12 protein-coding genes are annotated in these 17,838 nt (G+C 40.7%); 2 read left to right on the top strand and 10 right to left on the bottom strand.

Annotated elements, in window-relative coordinates; all coding sequences use genetic code 11:
- Positions 1-3 precede the first annotated feature (3 nt).
- Together FBD94_RS15610 and FBD94_RS15605 are read left to right on the top strand one after the other, a co-directional pair.
- The gene (locus FBD94_RS15610; RefSeq protein ID WP_136880861.1) at positions 4-981 is read left to right on the top strand and encodes an AAA family ATPase; all 978 of its coding nucleotides are present in this window, start codon (positions 4-6) and stop codon (positions 979-981) included.
- A gap of 12 nt (positions 982-993) precedes the next feature.
- Positions 994-2,340, top strand: a complete 1,347-nt coding sequence (locus FBD94_RS15605) for a DUF58 domain-containing protein (protein WP_136880860.1) — start codon at positions 994-996, stop codon at positions 2,338-2,340.
- An 18-nt stretch (positions 2,341-2,358) separates the two neighbouring features.
- Here the strand turns inward: FBD94_RS15605 and FBD94_RS15600 are convergent, their stop codons facing one another.
- The 10 genes from FBD94_RS15600 to FBD94_RS15555 all read right to left on the bottom strand — a co-directional run bounded on the left by FBD94_RS15600 (position 2,359) and on the right by FBD94_RS15555 (position 17,832).
- A complete protein-coding gene (locus tag FBD94_RS15600; protein WP_136880859.1) occupies positions 2,359-3,786 on the bottom strand; it encodes an L-serine ammonia-lyase in 1,428 nt (475 codons plus the stop codon).
- 57 nt (positions 3,787-3,843) lie between these two features.
- Positions 3,844-4,500, bottom strand: coding sequence for an MgtC/SapB family protein (locus FBD94_RS15595; protein ID WP_136880858.1), 657 nt, complete (start codon positions 4,498-4,500; stop codon positions 3,844-3,846).
- Between the two features lie 74 nt (positions 4,501-4,574).
- A complete protein-coding gene (locus FBD94_RS15590; protein ID WP_136880857.1) occupies positions 4,575-5,603 on the bottom strand; it encodes a PorP/SprF family type IX secretion system membrane protein in 1,029 nt (342 codons plus the stop codon).
- Between the two features lie 2 nt (positions 5,604-5,605).
- Entirely contained in the window at positions 5,606-12,217 is a 6,612-nt protein-coding gene (locus FBD94_RS15585) for a PKD domain-containing protein (protein ID WP_136880856.1), read from the bottom strand.
- A gap of 134 nt (positions 12,218-12,351) precedes the next feature.
- Positions 12,352-13,989, bottom strand: coding sequence for a chaperonin GroEL (gene groL / locus FBD94_RS15580; protein ID WP_131608016.1), 1,638 nt, complete (start codon positions 13,987-13,989; stop codon positions 12,352-12,354).
- A gap of 105 nt (positions 13,990-14,094) precedes the next feature.
- Positions 14,095-14,385 carry a co-chaperone GroES gene (locus tag FBD94_RS15575; protein ID WP_131608017.1) on the bottom strand — a complete coding sequence of 97 codons (291 nt, stop codon included), beginning with the start codon at positions 14,383-14,385 and terminating at the stop codon, positions 14,095-14,097.
- 214 nt (positions 14,386-14,599) lie between these two features.
- Entirely contained in the window at positions 14,600-14,944 is a 345-nt protein-coding gene (gene secG / locus FBD94_RS15570) for a preprotein translocase subunit SecG (protein WP_136880855.1), read from the bottom strand.
- A gap of 12 nt (positions 14,945-14,956) precedes the next feature.
- Positions 14,957-16,063 carry a hypothetical protein gene (locus tag FBD94_RS15565; protein WP_136880854.1) on the bottom strand — a complete coding sequence of 369 codons (1,107 nt, stop codon included), beginning with the start codon at positions 16,061-16,063 and terminating at the stop codon, positions 14,957-14,959.
- Between the two features lie 33 nt (positions 16,064-16,096).
- Complete coding sequence (locus FBD94_RS15560) at positions 16,097-16,597, bottom strand: LptE family protein (protein WP_136880853.1); 501 nt, start codon at positions 16,595-16,597, stop codon at positions 16,097-16,099.
- Positions 16,598-16,599: 2 nt separating this feature from the next.
- Positions 16,600-17,832: a sigma-54 interaction domain-containing protein gene (locus FBD94_RS15555; protein WP_131608021.1), complete on the bottom strand. Its 1,233-nt coding sequence runs from the start codon at positions 17,830-17,832 to the stop codon at positions 16,600-16,602.
- Between the last annotated feature and the right edge of the window lie 6 nt (positions 17,833-17,838).

The following is a 17,838-nucleotide window of genomic DNA, read 5'->3' as shown; positions in this document are numbered from 1 at the left end:
ATTATGGAAGTGGAAATGTTTACCCAAAGAACCGACCTTACACAGCTAAATACTGCCGTAGAGCAAATCAGACAAACGCTGGGCAGTATCATTGTTGGCCAGAAAGATACCATTGATTTTTTAATCGCCGGACTGCTTGCTGATGGGCATGTGCTTTTGGAAGGGGTGCCGGGTGTAGCCAAAACTTTAAGTGCAAAATTGGTTGCCAAAAGTATTGATGCTTCTTTTGCCCGGATTCAGTTTACGCCAGATTTGATGCCTTCTGATGTAATTGGAACTTCAGTCTTTGATCCCCGATCTGCATCTTTTGAATACCGTAAAGGCCCAATATTTGGACATATTGTATTGGTTGATGAGATTAATCGTGCTCCGGCGAAAACTCAATCTGCCCTATTTGAGGTGATGGAAGAAAGGCAGATTACCGTTGATGGGCATACTTACCTGATGGATGAGCCATTTATGGTGTTGGCTACTCAAAATCCGATTGAGCAGGAGGGGACCTATAGATTACCTGAAGCGCAACTGGATCGTTTTCTATTTAAGATTGAGGTGAAATATCCAACGCTAGAGGAAGAAACGGCTATTTTGCTAAATCAGCATCAGTACAGGTTAGATGACGCGCTGAATGCCGTTAAAGCAGTTTTAAGTATCGAACAGATCAAAGCTTGCCGAGCAATTATAAAAGGGCTGCATGTTGAGCCTAAGCTGATCGAATACGTGGCAAAAATCACCCATGAAACGCGGAATAATAAATCACTTTATTTGGGTGCCTCACCTCGTGCCTCGCTGGCCATGGTGAATGGAGCTAAGGCATTTGCCGCTATGCAGGGGCGTGATTTTGTAACGCCCGAAGATATCATTAAAGTCGCGCCACCGGTATTGTCGCACAGAATTATGCTGAGTCCTGATCGGGAAATGGAAGGTTTAACACCCAATGATATTGTAGCTCAGATTCTACAAAAAATAGAAGTACCTAGATAAAACATAAGGATATTGAAACGCTTTTTTAGAAAATACTACACAGACCTTTTTCTGGGCAAAAGAATTTTTGCCGGTATAGGTCTATGCGTAAGTTTGTTCCTGTTTTCCTTTTTTCTGCCTTGGCTTGGGGATTTGCCATATGTCGCTTTGGGCGTGTTGTTTTTGTTGGTGGTAATTGATTTGTTGCTGTTGTACCAAACAAAAAGTGATGTGTTTTTGCGAAGGAATGTCCCAGAAAGGTTAAGTAATGGAGATGACAATGAGCTTCAGATCTATATAGAAAACTTTTATTCCTTCGGCATCCACATCGGTATTATTGATGAAATCCCTTTTCAGTTTCAAAAAAGAGACCTTTGGTTTAAAAGCAACCTGAAATCGGGAGAGCGGAAAACGATTGCCTATTTATTAAGGCCAACTAAAAGAGGTGAATATGTTTTCGGACAGATCCGTTTATATGTACAATCGCCTTTAAGGTTAGTCACTCGGAGGTTTAATTTCGGGGAAGAAGTGACTGTGCCGGTTTATCCTTCCTTTTTACAATTGCGTAAATATGAGCTGATGGCCATATCGAACAGGCTGAGTGAATTTGGAATTAAGAAGATCCGACGGGTTGGGCATAGCATGGAGTTTGATCAGGTAAAGAATTATGTGCAGGGTGATGATTACCGTACTGTAAACTGGAAAGCTACTGCCCGGAAAGGGGAGTTGATGGTAAACTCCTTTACGGATGAAAAAGCGCAACACATGTATTGCATCATTGATAAATCGAGGGCCATGAAAATGCCTTTCGAGGGATTGAGCTTATTGGATTATGCCATTAATGCCAGTTTGGTGCTTTCTAATGTGGCCTTGGTAAAACAAGATAAGGCGGGCTTAATTACCATAGCAGAGAAGACTGGAAGCATTGTGCCAGCAGATCGCAGACCTGCACAGCTGGGTAAAATAATGGAGATTTTGTACAAAGAAAAGAGCCGCTACCTGGAGCTGAACATGGAAGCTTTGTATACCAGTATTCGTGGGAGATTGAGACAACGAAGCCTGATCGTATTCTTTACGAATTTTGAAAGCATGTCGGCCTTAAACAGGCAGTTACCCTATTTAAAGCGGATGGCCAAGTATCACTTGTTACTGGTTGTGTTTTTTGAGAATACAGAACTTAAGGTCATTACCGAAAAGCCGGTACTTGATGTAGAGGGTATTTATATACAAACCATAGCCACTAAGTTTGCTTACGAGAAAAAATTAATGGTAAAGGAACTGGCCAAACATGGTATCCTGAGCATTCTTACGCCACCTGAAAAATTAACGGTAAATGTGGTGAACAGGTATTTAGCCATTAAGGCACAGCAAAAAATCTAATTTCTTGCTGCGCTTATTTTAGCATTCTGGTAAACTGATTGGGATGTTTGTTGCCAAACCTCCATCAGATGTTTCCTTATATTTTGAGTTCATATCCAATGCAGTTTCCCACATGGTATTTACCACTGCATCTAAACTAACTTTTGCTTTATCAGGGTTACTTTGTAAAGCCAGCTGACTAGCTGTTATGGCTTTTATTGCGCCCATGGTATTCCTTTCGATACATGGAATTTGAACTAAGCCACCTATAGGGTCGCAGGTTAAGCCCAAATGATGTTCCATGGCAATTTCTGCAGCCATCAATACTTGGCGCTGTGAGCCGCCTAAACACTCGGTTAAAGCTGCCGCTGCCATCGCTGATGATACACCAATCTCGGCCTGACAGCCACCCATTGCCGCAGATATTGTTGCTCCTTTTTTGAAGATGCTACCTACTTCGGAAGCACAGGCAATAAATTGGGTAATTTTTTCATCTGTATATCCATCGCAGAAAGCGATATAATATTGCAATACTGCCGGAATAACCCCAGCAGCACCATTGGTAGGCGCGGTAACTACGCGGCCAAAAGAGGCATTCTCCTCATTTACAGCCAAAGCAAAGCAGCTTACCCAATCAAGAATATAGTTAAAGCTGTTTCCGCCGTTTCTGATGGCCATGATCCAGCTGGAATAATCGTTGTATACGCTGCTGCCAATTAATCTTTTATTTAAGGCTGCGGCCCTTCTACCAACATTTAGTCCACCGGGTAAAAAACCAGAAGTGTGACATCCACGGTAGGTGCAGTCTTTCATCACATTGAAATGCTGCATGATGCCTTTTCTGGTTTCAGCTTCGGTACGCCATGAAAGTTCATTCTCCATCACGATTTCTGAAACTTTAAGACCGGTAGATAAGCACCAGTGCAATAATTCGCTGGCTTTCTCGACAGGGAAAGGCAAGTCAACCTGCTCTTTCTCGTTTCCGTTTTCGCCTTCTTTTACCACAAAGCCGCCACCTATTGAATAATAAGTCTCGGAAAAGGCTTTTCCGGTATTTAAGAAAGCCTGAAAAGTAACTGCATTGGGGTGAAATGGCAGACTTTCGAAGAAAAGGAAAACCATGTCGTCATTGTAATTGAACGAGATGAGTTGCTCACTTGAAAGAGATAGTAACTGTTCATCTTTAATCGAAGCAATGGTACTGTCGATGGCATTTACATCAAAAGTAACTGGATCAGCACCGGTTAGTCCCAACAATATGGCCACATCTGTTCCGTGTCCCTTGCCCGTTTTGGCCAAAGAACCATAAAGTAAAACCTTTATTTGCTCTACTTGCGCCAATAAGCCCTTCTGTTTTAGCGAAGCTGTAAATTGCTGCGCTGCTCTCCATGGGCCCAAAGTGTGTGAGCTTGATGGGCCAATACCTATCTTAAAAATGTCGAATACCGAGATCTGTTCCCTTTGCATAATGCAAAGCTACTATAGTTTGATGAGATTATTAATACGTTACAAGAATGATACTGCCTAAAAATCGAATGCAATGATGTTTTTGTCCTGCAGCATCCGATCTACAAATGTTTTATGGTTCTTCGGACTGCCAATTGCAATCCAGGTTCCGCTGATGATGCCATTGGCCAATTCTTGCTTGCCGCGGGTAAGTTTTAGCTTAGAGGTTTTAATGTCTTGCTCGTATTTTTCAAGGCTTTCGCCCTCATATCGTTTTACAATCCTGTACACCCTTTTGGTAAAGCGACGTTCGGCCATCTCCTCCAAAAAAGGGAAAATCAATAAGGCTAGTAGTACAACGAGGGTTACGCCAATTGCTTGTTCAAAGTAGCCTGAACCAATGGCCATGCCTATGGCGGCAACTATCCAGATTACGCAGGCGGTAGTTAAGCCCTTTACCTGGTTGTCTTCTTTAAAGATAACCCCGGCACCCAGAAAACCAATCCCAGTAACAATGTTGGAAGCGATACGATCGTGACTGCTTAGTCCGATTTTAATAGAAAGGATAGTAAATAGGGTAGAACCCAGGCCAATCATGATCATGGTTTTTAAACCAGCTTGCTTACTTCTAAACTCCCTTTCTGCACCAATAAGGCCACAAAGCAAAGTAGCCATTAAAAACTTGTTTACCTCTGATTGGGTCAGGAAATGATTGCTTTCAAGAATATTCTCCATATCTGTTTGTATGACCTAATATACCAAAGATTCTCTATAAGCAGTAACTTATGCAGGTTCTTTGTTGGTATGGTTTAGTAGAAATCGTAACACCTCAGTCCGTTAAACTTATTGTAGCCTGAGCTGTTAGGGAAATACTTTTCGTAACCAATACTAGCTTCGGTGGTGCCGCTGGTATTGGTATAATTAATTTTCGAGGTTGTAGCATCATGACTTAAGCCTAATCTTAGCTTTTCGCCATTTCTGTTCCCTTTAAATAAATCGAATATTAGTGAAACTACTACTGCATCAGGGCCACCTTGTCCGCCAGTTCGGTACCATAATCCGGCATTTAGTCCTTTAAATTTAAACTGCGCTCCGGCACTCATAGAGGTAGAGCTGGCTTGTTTATAGTAAACAACAGAGGGGATGAGGTAAGAGCCTTCATCCTGGTCGTAATACATGCCTGGACTTAAGGGGATCCTGTAACTTGCATTTGCGGTAATGCGCATAGGAAGTTTGGCAACTGTTCCGCTAAAAGATTCGTCGGGCTGATTGATATGATGAACTGCAACGCCTGCCATGAAATTTTGATAGATGATGTTTGTACCTGCAGCGCCATCAAAATAAAACTTGTTAGACATTTCAGGTGGCAGAGCCGAGGATACGCTGCCAGGAATATATCCGAGTCGCATATCTATCTGATCAGAAAAAACCAGTTTACTCCAATCTATTTGTCGACTGGTGAAGCCTGCTTGTATTCCAAAAGAAGCTATAAAATCGTCTCCACCCACGCTATAAGCATAGGTTGCTGCAGCATTGTTTTTAACTAAGAAGGCTGTGCCCTCGCTGCTGCGGTTAAACATCAAACCAACACCACCAGCAAATTTAGAGATATTGAGGTCGGCAGAAGCCGTGATGTAGGATAAGTCGCCACTAAGCCCCGACCATTGGTTCCGGTAAATCAGGTTCATTCTGAGGTCCCCCTCAAATTGCCCGGTTAGTGAAGGGTTCAGATAGATGGGGGCATTAAAAAATTGGGAATAAACATGATCCTGTGCGATGGCAGACAGGTTGATCATTGTCATTACTAACGCTATCGTATATCTTAATCTCCCGCTCATCCTTATCTGATTAAATGTATTGGTCCTGTACGTTTCGGTGCAGATTTGTCGTAGGTCATGCCTTTCCATTCTGTTCCGTTTACCATCTGGACATCAATTTTCCAGTAATAAACGCCTTGTGGCATAGGTTGTCCATTGAAGGTGCCATCCCAAGCTTCTGCAGGTCTTCCTTCGTCTAGTTTTGTGGTTTCCCAGAGTATTTGTCCCCATTTATTGAAGACGCTGAAACGCCATGAGGCAATGCCTGATCCTTTGGCACGGAACTCGCGCAATTCAGGTTGTGTATTTCCTGGTATAAATGAGTTAGGTACAAATAGGTATCCCGGAACGCCTTTAATGGTTACGTTTTTAAATGTAGTAGTAAAACAGCCCTGCTGGTTCATGACTTTTAAGGTCACTTTATAAGTTCCTGTATCCAGATAGGTATAGCTAGGGTTTTTAAGTTGTGAAGTACCTACTTTATCACCAAAGTCCCACTCCCAAATGGTAGGTGTGTTGGTGCTTTCATCTTCAAACTTGAAGGTGTAATTAGGGATGCTGATCAGGGTAGAAGGGTTAACATTGAAGGCCGCAATTGGTGGTGGTACAATGTGGATGTATTGGGTTTTGATTACTTCAATTGGGCAGCCAAGTTGATTGGTTGCTAATAATTTCACTGTGTAATATTCCTGATCTCCGCTGTAGGTATGTTCTGGTTCAAATTCTGCTGAAGAAGTACCATCTCCAAAATCCCATAAATATTTATTGTCAAGCCCACCCACTGTTTTGTTTTTGAATTTAACAACTAACCCAGGACAACCTAAAGTATTGTCTGCTTCGAAATCAGCAACTGGTTGTGCCAATACCTCAACACTTTTTGTAACTGTCATTTTAGAACAAATGTTAAAAGCAGTCATGGTAACAGGGAAAATTCCACTAGTGGTATAAGTATGGGACACGATCCCAGTAGTATAGGTGGTTTGTTTGTTTCCATCGCCAAAATCAAACTCAAACCTACTTGCTCCAATAGAATTGTTCTCGAAATTTACGGTGTGTGGTGCGCAGCCTCTGATTTCTTCTAGTCTTATGCCTAGTACAGGTGTCATGTTTTGAGGGAATACACGTATTGTCCATTTCATTGTATCCACCTCGCACTCATTTTTGGCGATCATTTTAAACGTAAACTCAGTGGTTGCGGTTACATTATAAATATGGTCTATTGGTAATTTATCTGTTCTCTCTTCAATAGCTGATCCATCACCGAAATCATAATAGTAGGTATTTGTACTTCCAGGCGAAGTATTGATAAAGGTGATTTTATAGGGAGAACATACTTCTACTTTATCTGGGGTAACCACAGCAATCGGTTTTGCTTTTACAAAAACATTTTTAGATATCGAATCAACTCCACAATCAGTAATAGCTTTTAATTTTATAACGTAAGTTGAATCTTTCCCTGTTGGGTCTGGCTGTAAAGTCATGGTTGGAGGATGGACGTCCGTTGAAAATAGTATATCTCCTGAATACCATTCAAATCGGGCCCCCGGAATTAATAATGAGGTATTGGTAAAGATTACGGGTAACGGGCCACAACCTTCTGTAGCGCTTTGATCAAATGAAGCTGGAACGGCTTGGTTGGTGCTAAATGTATGGCTAAGCGAGTCTGGAGCACAACCGCGGCTACTGGTAACTACCAGTTTAATGGTTACAGATTGACCGCTATTTTGAATGATGTAGCCAGGGAAGTTAGCCCCGGTCGATGGGATGCGTACATTATTTGCAAACCAGGTGTATGTATTATTTCTATCTGCATATGGAACAACTTGAATAGGTAAGGTGTAAGGGTAACAATCTGTGTCTGTTGAGCCCCATGTAAACTCAGCTTTAGCATTTGGGGTAACAGTTATTGTTACTGTGTTACTTATACTCTTCAGGGCGCCGCTACATTCAAGTGTACTCACTATACGCCTGTAATAAGTAGTTTCTGTTAGAATTTGAGGTTGAAAGTCAGGAGATATAACACCATTAATATCTGTCCATGTTGTTCCGTTCAGGCTAGATTGCCATTGGTACGAGAAATTACCATCTCCTCCAGTTGGTAGATCTCCGGTGATTGGCATCGGTCTAATTCCGCTGCAAATAGGTTGATTATCTCTTATTGTATTTCCTGCTATTGGAGGTTGAACAATAATTGGGAATGCGTTGCTAACTGATGTACATGTTCCACTACTTACTGTTCTTCTGAAACCGACTGTTCCAGTCGTACTTAATGTTGTGGTTAAATCTTCGCCTGTTTCACCGGGAATTACAGCCCAAGGCGCTCCATTTACTTGTATTTCCCAAACGTAATTATAGACACCTTCTTCACCCCCAATTGGGACGCTACCGTTAATAACTACCTGCTGACCGTTACAGACTACAGCGGTTGAAGTAAGGCTGTTCAGATCAATTGCTCTATTGTTACGGATGGTAACGTCTTTATCAGTTGGCCCACAAGGTGAATTACCCGTAATGGTCCACCTGAAAATATAAGTAACATTTGGAGTCAGTTTGGTAACAATAGCTTCTGAATTTACACCAGGTGTAATTATGGCATTTGCATCTCCAGATACCATAGTCCAAACACCAGTTTCTCCTGATTTAACGGGGTTTCCTTTTAAGGACACAGATGTTTCAGCACATAAGATTTGATTGGGACCCGCATCAGCTATAGTTGTAGCAGGGGCTACGGTTACTGTTGTCGGTGTTGAATACCCAATGGTACATCCTGGATTTTGTACAACAGCCCTAAACTGAGTTGTAATTGTTAGGTTATTAAATGTGTAAGTTAAGCCTGTATTAACGCCAGAAATATCTGTCCAGGCCAGGCCATCTGGTGAACTTTGCCATCCCAAAACAGAACCAGTATTCCCACTTAACGTAATTGTTCCTGTGTTGTTATTTTGACATACTAAGGGTTCCAACGTTGCAGTAGTTCCAGGTATGGTAGGCATATTTACCGTAATGGTTACTTCAGCTTCAGACTTTGCACATTCGCCTGTTCCTGCTCCTGTTATCGTCCATTTAAATACATAAACTCCACCGGCTACAAGGTCGCTAACAGCCGTTTCAAAGTCAGAAGGATTAGATATTGAAGGTATCCCAATACTTGCGGAAACAACTGACCATACTCCTGTACCCACTATAGGTTTGTTACCTTTTAAATCGTAGGTAGTCGTATTACAAATGCTTGTACTGGTTCCTGCATTAGCGTTGGTAACTTTCGGATCAACCTTAACCTCTATTGTAATTGGGGTTCCTGGACAATCTGTTGCGGAGTAAGGTGTAACAGTATAGGTAACTGTTCCTTGGGTAATTCCAGTGTTCACTAATACGTCTGTAATCGTTATCGAGTTCAATACTGTTATTAAATCCGTTCGATTAGTGTTACCTGTTATCCCACCAGTTACATTACTTGTCCATGTGAACTTGGTCGGGATATCTGAGTTTATGACAATGTTTACTGGGCTCTCTTCGCAAATGGTTTTGGTAGTAACAGGGGCAGATATTACTGGTAATGGTGTAACCGTAATTTCCATCCAATCACTTGTGCTAGCACATTTTCCTGTGCCTGTTATGCCCCATTCAAATCTGTAAGTTTCTCCCACAAGAAGACCAGTTACAGTGGTTTCAAAATCAGTAGGAGCAGTAATAATTGGAAGAGTACCTGTGTGTGTAGAAATAAGTTTCCATTCTCCAGTCCCTACATCAGGTTTGTTCCCTTTTAACGTGTAGGTATTGGATGGGCTTGTTGCACAAAGACTGGCGTCAAGGCCGGCATTCGCTTGGGTAACTTTCGGATCGACAGTAACAACTACTGTTATTGGAGCGCCAGCACATCCTCCTGGAGAATAAGGCGTAATGATATAAGTAACGGTTTGTGGGAGAAACGTAGGATTTAACAACACATCGGGGATAGTTATACTACCTGAAGTGGGACTTAAAGCCGGCGGATTTGTATGTCCTGTTACACTTGGCGATGAGGCACTGCTTGCCCATTTAAACTGAGTTGGGATATTGGAGGTTACCGTTATTCCCACAGGGTTATCTTGACAAATGGTTTTATCAAGAACTGGGTCGATTATTGGTTTTGGAGTAACCGTAACTGTAAAAGTAAAAGGAACACCCGCGCAACCATTAGCCGTCGGTGTAATGGTGTAAACTACAATCGCGTTCTGAGTCGCATTGGTATTGGTAATCGTTTGGTTAATATCTCCACTGCCACTTGGACTAAAACCAGTTGCAAATCCATCTGCGTTTGCGGCGGTCCATGCGAATGTACTTCCTGCGACACTTGAACCTAGTATAAGGTTAGCAGCAGCTGCTGTACAGATTATTTGAGTCGCATTAGTCCCTGTATTATTTGGATGAATAACGAACTCTTCTGACTTAGATACAAATTGGCAAACACCCCCTAAACCAGTATTAACCGTTAAAGTCACTGTGGCTTTTCCGGCCAGTAGATCGGCTGGACTCGGTACATAAGTAGGCGTTAGCGTATTCGCATTAAGGAACGAGCCTCCCCCTGCTGGGCTACTCCAGGTATAGCTAATGTAGTTGTTATTTGAGATTGAGCCAGTTATACTGGCATTGGTATTATAACAAATTGCTGGAGCTATAATTGAAGGACTAGGAGATTCTTTGAATGTGACTAATTGATCTGTTGTAATTGTTCCACAACTGTTTTTATGCGTTACAGAAACTTTATAAGTGATGTATTGGTTAAATTTAATGGAAGGGTATTTGGTTACATTAGTCCCATTTGTAAAGCTGTAATCTGAACCGGGTAAAGTACTGCCGTCTGCAGCTGTTACTGCCCAAGTATAGGTATCTGTGGCATCAACCTCCGTTCCTGAAAATTGAACATTTGTTGGGCCTGCTATTGTATTGTTGTAGGTGTATGTTCCAAGTCCACAATAAATCGCCGTTGCTGCTAATGTTGTTTTGGGCGTACTATCTATAATTACGACTGTTTGCGGGGGACCTGAAGTTACCGGACCGCAGCTTGCTGTATTAATTTGAAGTGTAACTTCATAAGTACCTTGTTTAAGAAAGGTAAACTCCGGCTCGGTAATGCCGTTTGTAAAAGTAACTTCTGAAGAATTGACGGGTATTCCCGACCTCTTTACTATCCAGTTATAAGTGTTGTTGGTGTTACAAATTGCATCAACAACTGATTTATCGTTGGCCTTGATAGTAAATGGAGCACAATGTGCAGTTGAATTTCCTGTAAAATCAAATGCTGGTTTCGGGGGATTCTGCACGCAAATGTTAAAAATGGCCTCACTTGGACTGCATATTCCCACATCATTTTTGGCGATTAGTTTAACTTCATGGAGGCCATTTGTAGGAAATGCATAGCTAAATGTTTCTGTTGTTGCCATTAAATTTCCATCTACGTACCATTCATAAAGCATTGTTCTAGTACAATTTGAATTGTAGCCAGCGATAGTACCATTGTTGAACGTGACGGTTCGATTTACACAAGCAACTGGTAGGGGAGGATTAATTTTGGCTATAGGTTTAACGTATATTTTTGCATAGGAAAGAGCTGAATTTGGATCAGAGGAACAAAAAGGATTTATGGTAGTAACGCTAATTAGGAAAGCATTTGTTACTTGATTCCCTCCTCCCAAATCGATAGGAGCTTTTCCACATGAAGTTTGGGTGAAATTGTGGGTCATAGCCCCATTTTTCTCAACAAGTTCGCAATGCGTATAGAAATCAGGATTTGTTCCATCTCCCCAGTTTATTCTGTATGTGGAACCTGGGTAGTTATTTAGAATACCAGAGGCACCATTAAGTGTAACAAAATAAGCAACGGGTGCTATGTTTCCAGTTGCAGGATCAATACATCCGAAGCCATCACCTGTTGATTGTATACTTACTTTTGATGAACTATTAAGTAGTAGATATGATTTATTTGATTTAATTAATACTCCAGAAATAGTCTGATTGCCATTTAATTGTGCAGTGTAATAGGAGTTAGCAAGATTAGTAACCTGAAATCCTGCTGGGCCTGGATTGTAAGTTTGGGAGCTATTGGACATCTCATTTTTTACAATCAATTGAGTAGATACAGAGGCTGCACTTTTATTTGTTAGGATAATATTTTTACCGTCACTTATAGAGCTGCCACAAAAGCCATAAGTGTCTATGCCTAATATCTGACTTGCTGAAGACGGTTCTACTGCAATATCAGGCATTGTAACGCCTTGGATTGTTATTGGAGTAGGGTATTCAATAATTGAATTATCGCCAGTAATTTTTACTCTTAGTTTGTAATTGCTTCCAGGTACAAGTGCAGGAGCCGCTGTCGGAATTATTCCATTGACAAAGTTTGTATAAAAACCAGCGTAACTACCAATTAATCGTTCATTAACAAAGTTTCCATTTTCATCTGAGAGATACAAGTTAAAAAGATTGCCCGTTCTTGGGAGACAGGATGCCGTTTGTGGAATTATAATAGGGACAGTAATGTGACTTCCATTGCCATACGGCCCCGGATCAACCGTACCTATGCTGATCTGAGAAAAAACTTCAGATATTTGGAAAAAAAAGAGAGCAACTGTAAAAAAAAGTAAATGTCTTACCATATATACGGGATGCTGTATAAATGTAAAGATATTTTTACTTTAATTCACAAGAATAAAATGAAACTAATAAAAATAGAAAAACCCACAGGAATTAACCTGCGGGTTTTCTTTAAAATCAATGAAATGGAGGCTGATTACATCATGCCACCCATGCCGCCGCCACCCATTGGAGGCATACCACCAGCAGGAGCATCTTCTGGATCATCAGCCAATACAACTTCTGTTGTTAACAACATAGCTGCAATTGAAGCTGCATTTTCCAAAGCTACACGACCAACTTTAGTTGGGTCAATAACACCAGCTGCAATTAAGTTTTCATAAACATCAGTACGTGCATTGTAACCAAAGTCACCTTTACCTTCTTTAACTTTTTGAACTACGATAGAACCTTCAATACCTGCATTTTGGCAGATTTGACGTAATGGCTCTTCGATAGCACGACGAATGATCTGGATACCAGTAGTCTCATCATCGTTAGCTCCTTTCATGCCTTCCAATGCCTCAATAGCACGGATGAAAGCAACACCACCACCAGCAACAATACCTTCTTCAACCGCTGCGCGAGTTGCATGTAATGCATCATCAACACGGTCTTTTTTCTCTTTCATCTCTACTTCAGAAGCAGCACCTACGTAAAGAACAGCAACACCGCCAGCTAATTTAGCTAAACGCTCTTGTAATTTTTCTTTATCGTAATCAGATGTAGTAGTCTCGATTTGAGCTTTGATCTGGTTAACACGAGCTTTGATATCTTCAGACTGACCAGCACCGTTGATGATAGTTGTATTGTCTTTATCAACAAGAACTTTCTCAGCAGTACCTAAGTAAGTAAGGTCAGCATTCTCTAATTTATAACCTCTTTCTTCAGAAATAACAGTACCACCAGTTAAGATAGCGATGTCTTCTAACATTGCTTTTCTTCTGTCACCAAAACCTGGAGCTTTAACAGCTACAACTTTCAGAGATCCACGGATCTTGTTAACTACCAAAGTAGCTAATGCTTCTCCATCTAAATCTTCAGCAATGATCAATAAAGGCTTACCAGTTTGAACTTGTTTCTCCAATACAGGTAATAATTCTTTCATGTTGCTGATCTTTTTGTCATAGATCAAAATGTAAGGGTTTTCTAATTCCGCTTCCATTTTATCAGCATTAGTTACAAAGTATGGAGATAAGTAACCACGGTCAAATTGCATACCTTCAACTGTTTTTACTTCAGTTTCAGTACCTTTTGCTTCTTCAACAGTAATTACACCATCTTTACCAACTTTACCCATTGCTTCTGCAATTAAAGCACCAATAACCTCATCATTGTTAGCCGAAATTGAAGCTACTTGTTTGATTTTGTTATTGTCTTCACCTACAGTTTGCGACTGAGCTTTTAAGTTTTCAACGATTGCAGTAACCGCTTTATCGATACCACGTTTCAGATCCATTGGATTTGCACCAGCAGCAACGTTTTTAATACCAGCAGTAACAATTGCCTGAGCCAATACAGTTGCAGTTGTTGTTCCATCACCTGCGATATCTGCAGTTTTAGAAGCTACTTCTTTAACCATTTGCGCACCCATATTTTCAATTGGGTCTTTCAACTCAATTTCTTTCGCAACAGTTACACCATCTTTAGTGATTGCAGGTGAACCAAATTTCTTGTCAATAATTACGTTACGTCCTTTTGGACCTAAAGTTACTTTTACTGCATTAGCCAAAGTATCAACACCTCTTTTCAGGGCGTCACGGGCTTCTACATTATATTTTACTTGTTTTGCCATTGTTTTTTAATAGTAAGTATCTAGAAAAAATACTGTGTTTATTAATTAGTTTGTTTTTCAAGAGCAAAGCCAGAACGGCCCTGCCATTAATCTAATATCTCAGTACTAAGAAAGTACTGCGTAGATATCGCTTTCACGCATGATTAAATAGTCTTTACCATCAATAGGAAGCTCTGTGCCACCGTATTTGCCATAAAGAACAACATCACCTACTTTTACAGTTGGTTTTTTACCTTCTGAATCTTCTTCAGAAACAGATACAACAGTTCCTTTAGATGGTTTTTCTTTTGCAGTGTCAGGAATATAGATTCCAGATGCCGTCTTTTCTTCTGCCGCAGCAGGTTCAACAATAACTCTGTTTGCTGTACCTGAAATGGGTTTAAGGTTTAAAGCCATAACTTGATATTAATTTATTTTTTAAGTTAAAATTTAAAATCGTATAAACTACGTGATAAAAGTATATCAGTTTTTATGCCAATGCAAATCGGATTGACAAATTTGCAAGCATTGTCAGCTAACATATTTTCCTAAAGTACTTTTGTGTCAGAGTGGCAGGACACAAAAAAGCCCGGTATTGTTTATACCAGGCTTTCTATTTAAAATAGAGTTTTTATTTTTTTGTTGTATCTCCGGTTGCAGGAACTGCAGCTGGTGCTGTTCTGCCACCAATAGGAGATGGAGTAGGTGTTTTATCTAAATGCTCTTGAATTTTAGAAGCCTCACCAGTAGAAGAACTTCCAGATTTAGCGATCGTTGTAATCGATAACGTAAGCACTACAATTAAAGTCAATAAAACCCATGTACCTTTTTCTAAAACATCACCTGTACGTTGAACACCAAACATGTTACTGCCTGATCCACCAGTAGCCAAACCACCGCCTTTAGGATTTTGTACCAAAACAAACAGCCCTAAAGCCACGCAAATAATGATTAATAAAATAATTAAAAATAGCATAATCTTATATTGTTAAATTTTCTTTTCTATAGATTGGATAAGGTCGGCAAAGTAACGTCTTTTTTCTGGAAACTTCAAACTTAATTTTTCGTACGTTTCTATTGCTTTGTCGTAAAGCATTTGCTCAATGTATATTTTAGCTAAAGTTTCTGATACCAGGTCATTATGATCCTCGGCACTCTTTTTAGCTTTATTCTCGTTGTCGATTTGTTCTGGTTTCGGTGGACTGATCTGAGGATCATTTTTAATAAAACTCTCTATGATCTCATTGCCCTTGCTGGTCGTTCTAAATCCATCCGTATTGTAGCCTTCGTCAGAATCGTCGTTAAATGGACTCTGGAGATGGAATATATGCTCCACATACTGCTGCTGCAATTCATTTGGCCGTTGGGTCGAAGCCGGTTTTTGTCCTTCAGGTGAATTTACCCTTTTCGGTGCAGCATAAGGTTGAAAGATCTGCTGGTGTTCTTTCCTTGTCTTTGCCAGCCACCATAAAAATGTATATGGCAATTGATCATCGTCATACTTGCTAATTACAATAGGCTCCTCTTCTGGTTTAGACGAGGCTGACAAAGGTGGCGAAGAAGGTCTGAAATTTGGATCTTCCTGATCTGGAATAACCGTTTCTGCAATAAAATTCTCCTGAAAAGCAAAGAAGTCTGAGGAAACAATGCTCTCCATCACCAACTCATCTTCAGGTTTTAGGCTAACCTCAGTAATTTCTTCAAACACTTCCTGCTCATCCATGCTGATCGGGTTTTCAACTGGCTCAGGAATTTCAGCAGGAACTTCATCTATTGTTGATGCTTCAAGCGGATCAGGCTGACTGGTCTGATCAAATGCAGAGCTGATAACTTCAAAATTAGCGGTATGAAGATCTTCAGGAGCATGAAGTAAAGTATGGAGTAACTGCCCATTGGCATATAAAGCAGCAGTGGCCAGATTGTTATTTTGTTCCGGTTCCTCTAGCGTAGCTTTAGCCAATAAAAGATGCAATGGTTGAAAATAAGGATAAAGCAATGCTAAATCTTTTAACACAGGAGCATCTTCCCTGCTTACCTTTTCAGGCGATGAAAGCCATACCCCCAATTGTTGTTTTATATCTAATTCCTGCTCCACGTCGCTAAGTTAATAATTGATCTCTACTTTAGCCTACCATTGTGCAAAAGCTGCGTTAAAAATATCTTCCGTCAATTGCGCTGTCACATCTTTGATCAAGCCCTGTTCCATAGACTGAATGCTCCCGACAAGTTTAAACACTTTATAGCGTTCAAATGATTTTTCAAAGCTCTGCTTAGGATTCAAGTTGTTGGTGTATTTTACATTGACGCTGATCGTCAATCTGTTCGCGCCTGCTATAGGGTTTTGATTGTCCGTAATCGCTTCAGGAGTGATGCTGTATCCAGTAATATTTCCCGAAAAAACGCCTTGAGGATCATTAGTTGTTATGCTTAAACGAGTTTGATTACGGATCCTTGTTTTCAATTCTTCCGTGAATTGCGAACTTAAGTAAGGAACTACCAATGGTGCATTATTTTCAAAAACCGCTACATTAACAGTTTTCATCTCTGCTGGAATAGACGCGCCGTTCAAGGCTATTTTACATCCACTCAACGTAAAAAACAAAATGACAAGTATACCTAGTTTTTTCATTGTTAGTTTAGGTTCAATTCTTTAATCTTTCTATATAGCGTGCGTTCCGAGATGCCCAATTCCTGTGCAGCAAATTTACGCTTGCCTTTGTGTTTTTTCAGCGCCTTCTTAATCAGGTCAGACTCTTTGTCAATCAAGGACAAGGATTCTTCAATTTCCTCCGCATCCTGCGTATAGTTGTAATCAACCGGCGAATTCTGTGAAGGATTTTTAATCGTTAAGGTGGAATCATTACTCATCGTTTGATCCACATCCTGGTAAAGTTGATTGATGTAATGTGGGTTGTCTGCCATGATATGAGCCGTATTGCCGCCGCTTTGAATAATCTCAGCAACCAGTTTTTTCAACTCCATCATGTCCTTCTTCATGTCAAAAAGAACCTTGTAAAGGATGTCACGTTCCGTAAAATCCTCCTTACCGCCACCATTAATGGCCACAGGCAAGTTGTTTGCGCTTTCATTAGGGATGTAATTTAGCAAGGCTGCAGCAGTTACATTCCTGTCCTTTTCCAACACACAGATTTGTTCGGCTATATTTTTTAGCTGCCTAACGTTTCCAGGCCAGCTGTAATTACTCAGGATTTGTATGGCTTCAGGCTCAAGCTGTATGCCCGGACTTCTATACTTATCACTAAAATCTGCAGAGAATTTCCTGAAAAGAAGATAGATGTCTTCCTTACGCTCATGCAAAGCAGGAATGCGCAAAGGCACAGTGTTTAATCTGTAATAAAGATCTTCACGGAATTTGCCCGACTTTACCCTGTTGTAAACATCAACATTTGTAGCCGCAATAATACGCACATCAGTTTTTTGCACTTTTGATGAACCTACCCGTAAATATTCGCCACTTTCTAGAATTCTAAGCAAACGCGCCTGGGTACCCAAAGGTAATTCGGCTACCTCATCTAAAAAAATGGTACCCCCATTGGCGACTTCAAAATAACCTTTACGGGCTTCATGGGCACCTGTAAAAGATCCTTTCTCATGACCAAATAATTCGGAGTCAATGGTGCCCTCAGGGATTGCACCACAGTTTACGGCAATAAATGCACCGTGTTTGCGGGTGCTCAGTTGATGAATGATATGCGAGAAAACTTCCTTACCACTACCACTTTCTCCGGTGATCAATACAGACATGTCGGTTGGTGAAACCTGTCTGGCTATATCTATCGCTCGGTTGAGTAGCGGAGAGCCCCCTATAATTCCAAAACGGTTTTTAATGTCTTGTATATCCATTTAATA

The organism is Pedobacter hiemivivus (genome assembly GCF_005144565.1).
GTDB lineage: Bacteria > Bacteroidota > Bacteroidia > Sphingobacteriales > Sphingobacteriaceae > Pedobacter > Pedobacter hiemivivus.
This window is presented reverse-complemented; position numbering and strand designations above follow the sequence as displayed.

Excerpts from the sequence above, each read along its gene's own strand:
- FBD94_RS15610 (WP_136880861.1), top strand. The coding sequence starts at position 4 with ATGGAAGTGGAAATGTTTACCCAAAGAACCGACCTTACACAGCTAAAT.
- FBD94_RS15600 (WP_136880859.1), bottom strand. The coding sequence starts at position 3,786 with ATGCAAAGGGAACAGATCTCGGTATTCGACATTTTTAAGATAGGTATT.
- FBD94_RS15595 (WP_136880858.1), bottom strand. The coding sequence starts at position 4,500 with ATGGAGAATATTCTTGAAAGCAATCATTTCCTGACCCAATCAGAGGTA.
- FBD94_RS15590 (WP_136880857.1), bottom strand. The coding sequence starts at position 5,603 with ATGAGCGGGAGATTAAGATATACGATAGCGTTAGTAATGACAATGATC.
- FBD94_RS15585 (WP_136880856.1), bottom strand. The coding sequence starts at position 12,217 with ATGGTAAGACATTTACTTTTTTTTACAGTTGCTCTCTTTTTTTTCCAA.
- groL (WP_131608016.1), bottom strand. The coding sequence starts at position 13,989 with ATGGCAAAACAAGTAAAATATAATGTAGAAGCCCGTGACGCCCTGAAA.
- FBD94_RS15575 (WP_131608017.1), bottom strand. The coding sequence starts at position 14,385 with ATGGCTTTAAACCTTAAACCCATTTCAGGTACAGCAAACAGAGTTATT.
- secG (WP_136880855.1), bottom strand. The coding sequence starts at position 14,944 with ATGCTATTTTTAATTATTTTATTAATCATTATTTGCGTGGCTTTAGGG.
- FBD94_RS15560 (WP_136880853.1), bottom strand. The coding sequence starts at position 16,597 with ATGAAAAAACTAGGTATACTTGTCATTTTGTTTTTTACGTTGAGTGGA.
- FBD94_RS15555 (WP_131608021.1), bottom strand. The coding sequence starts at position 17,832 with ATGGATATACAAGACATTAAAAACCGTTTTGGAATTATAGGGGGCTCT.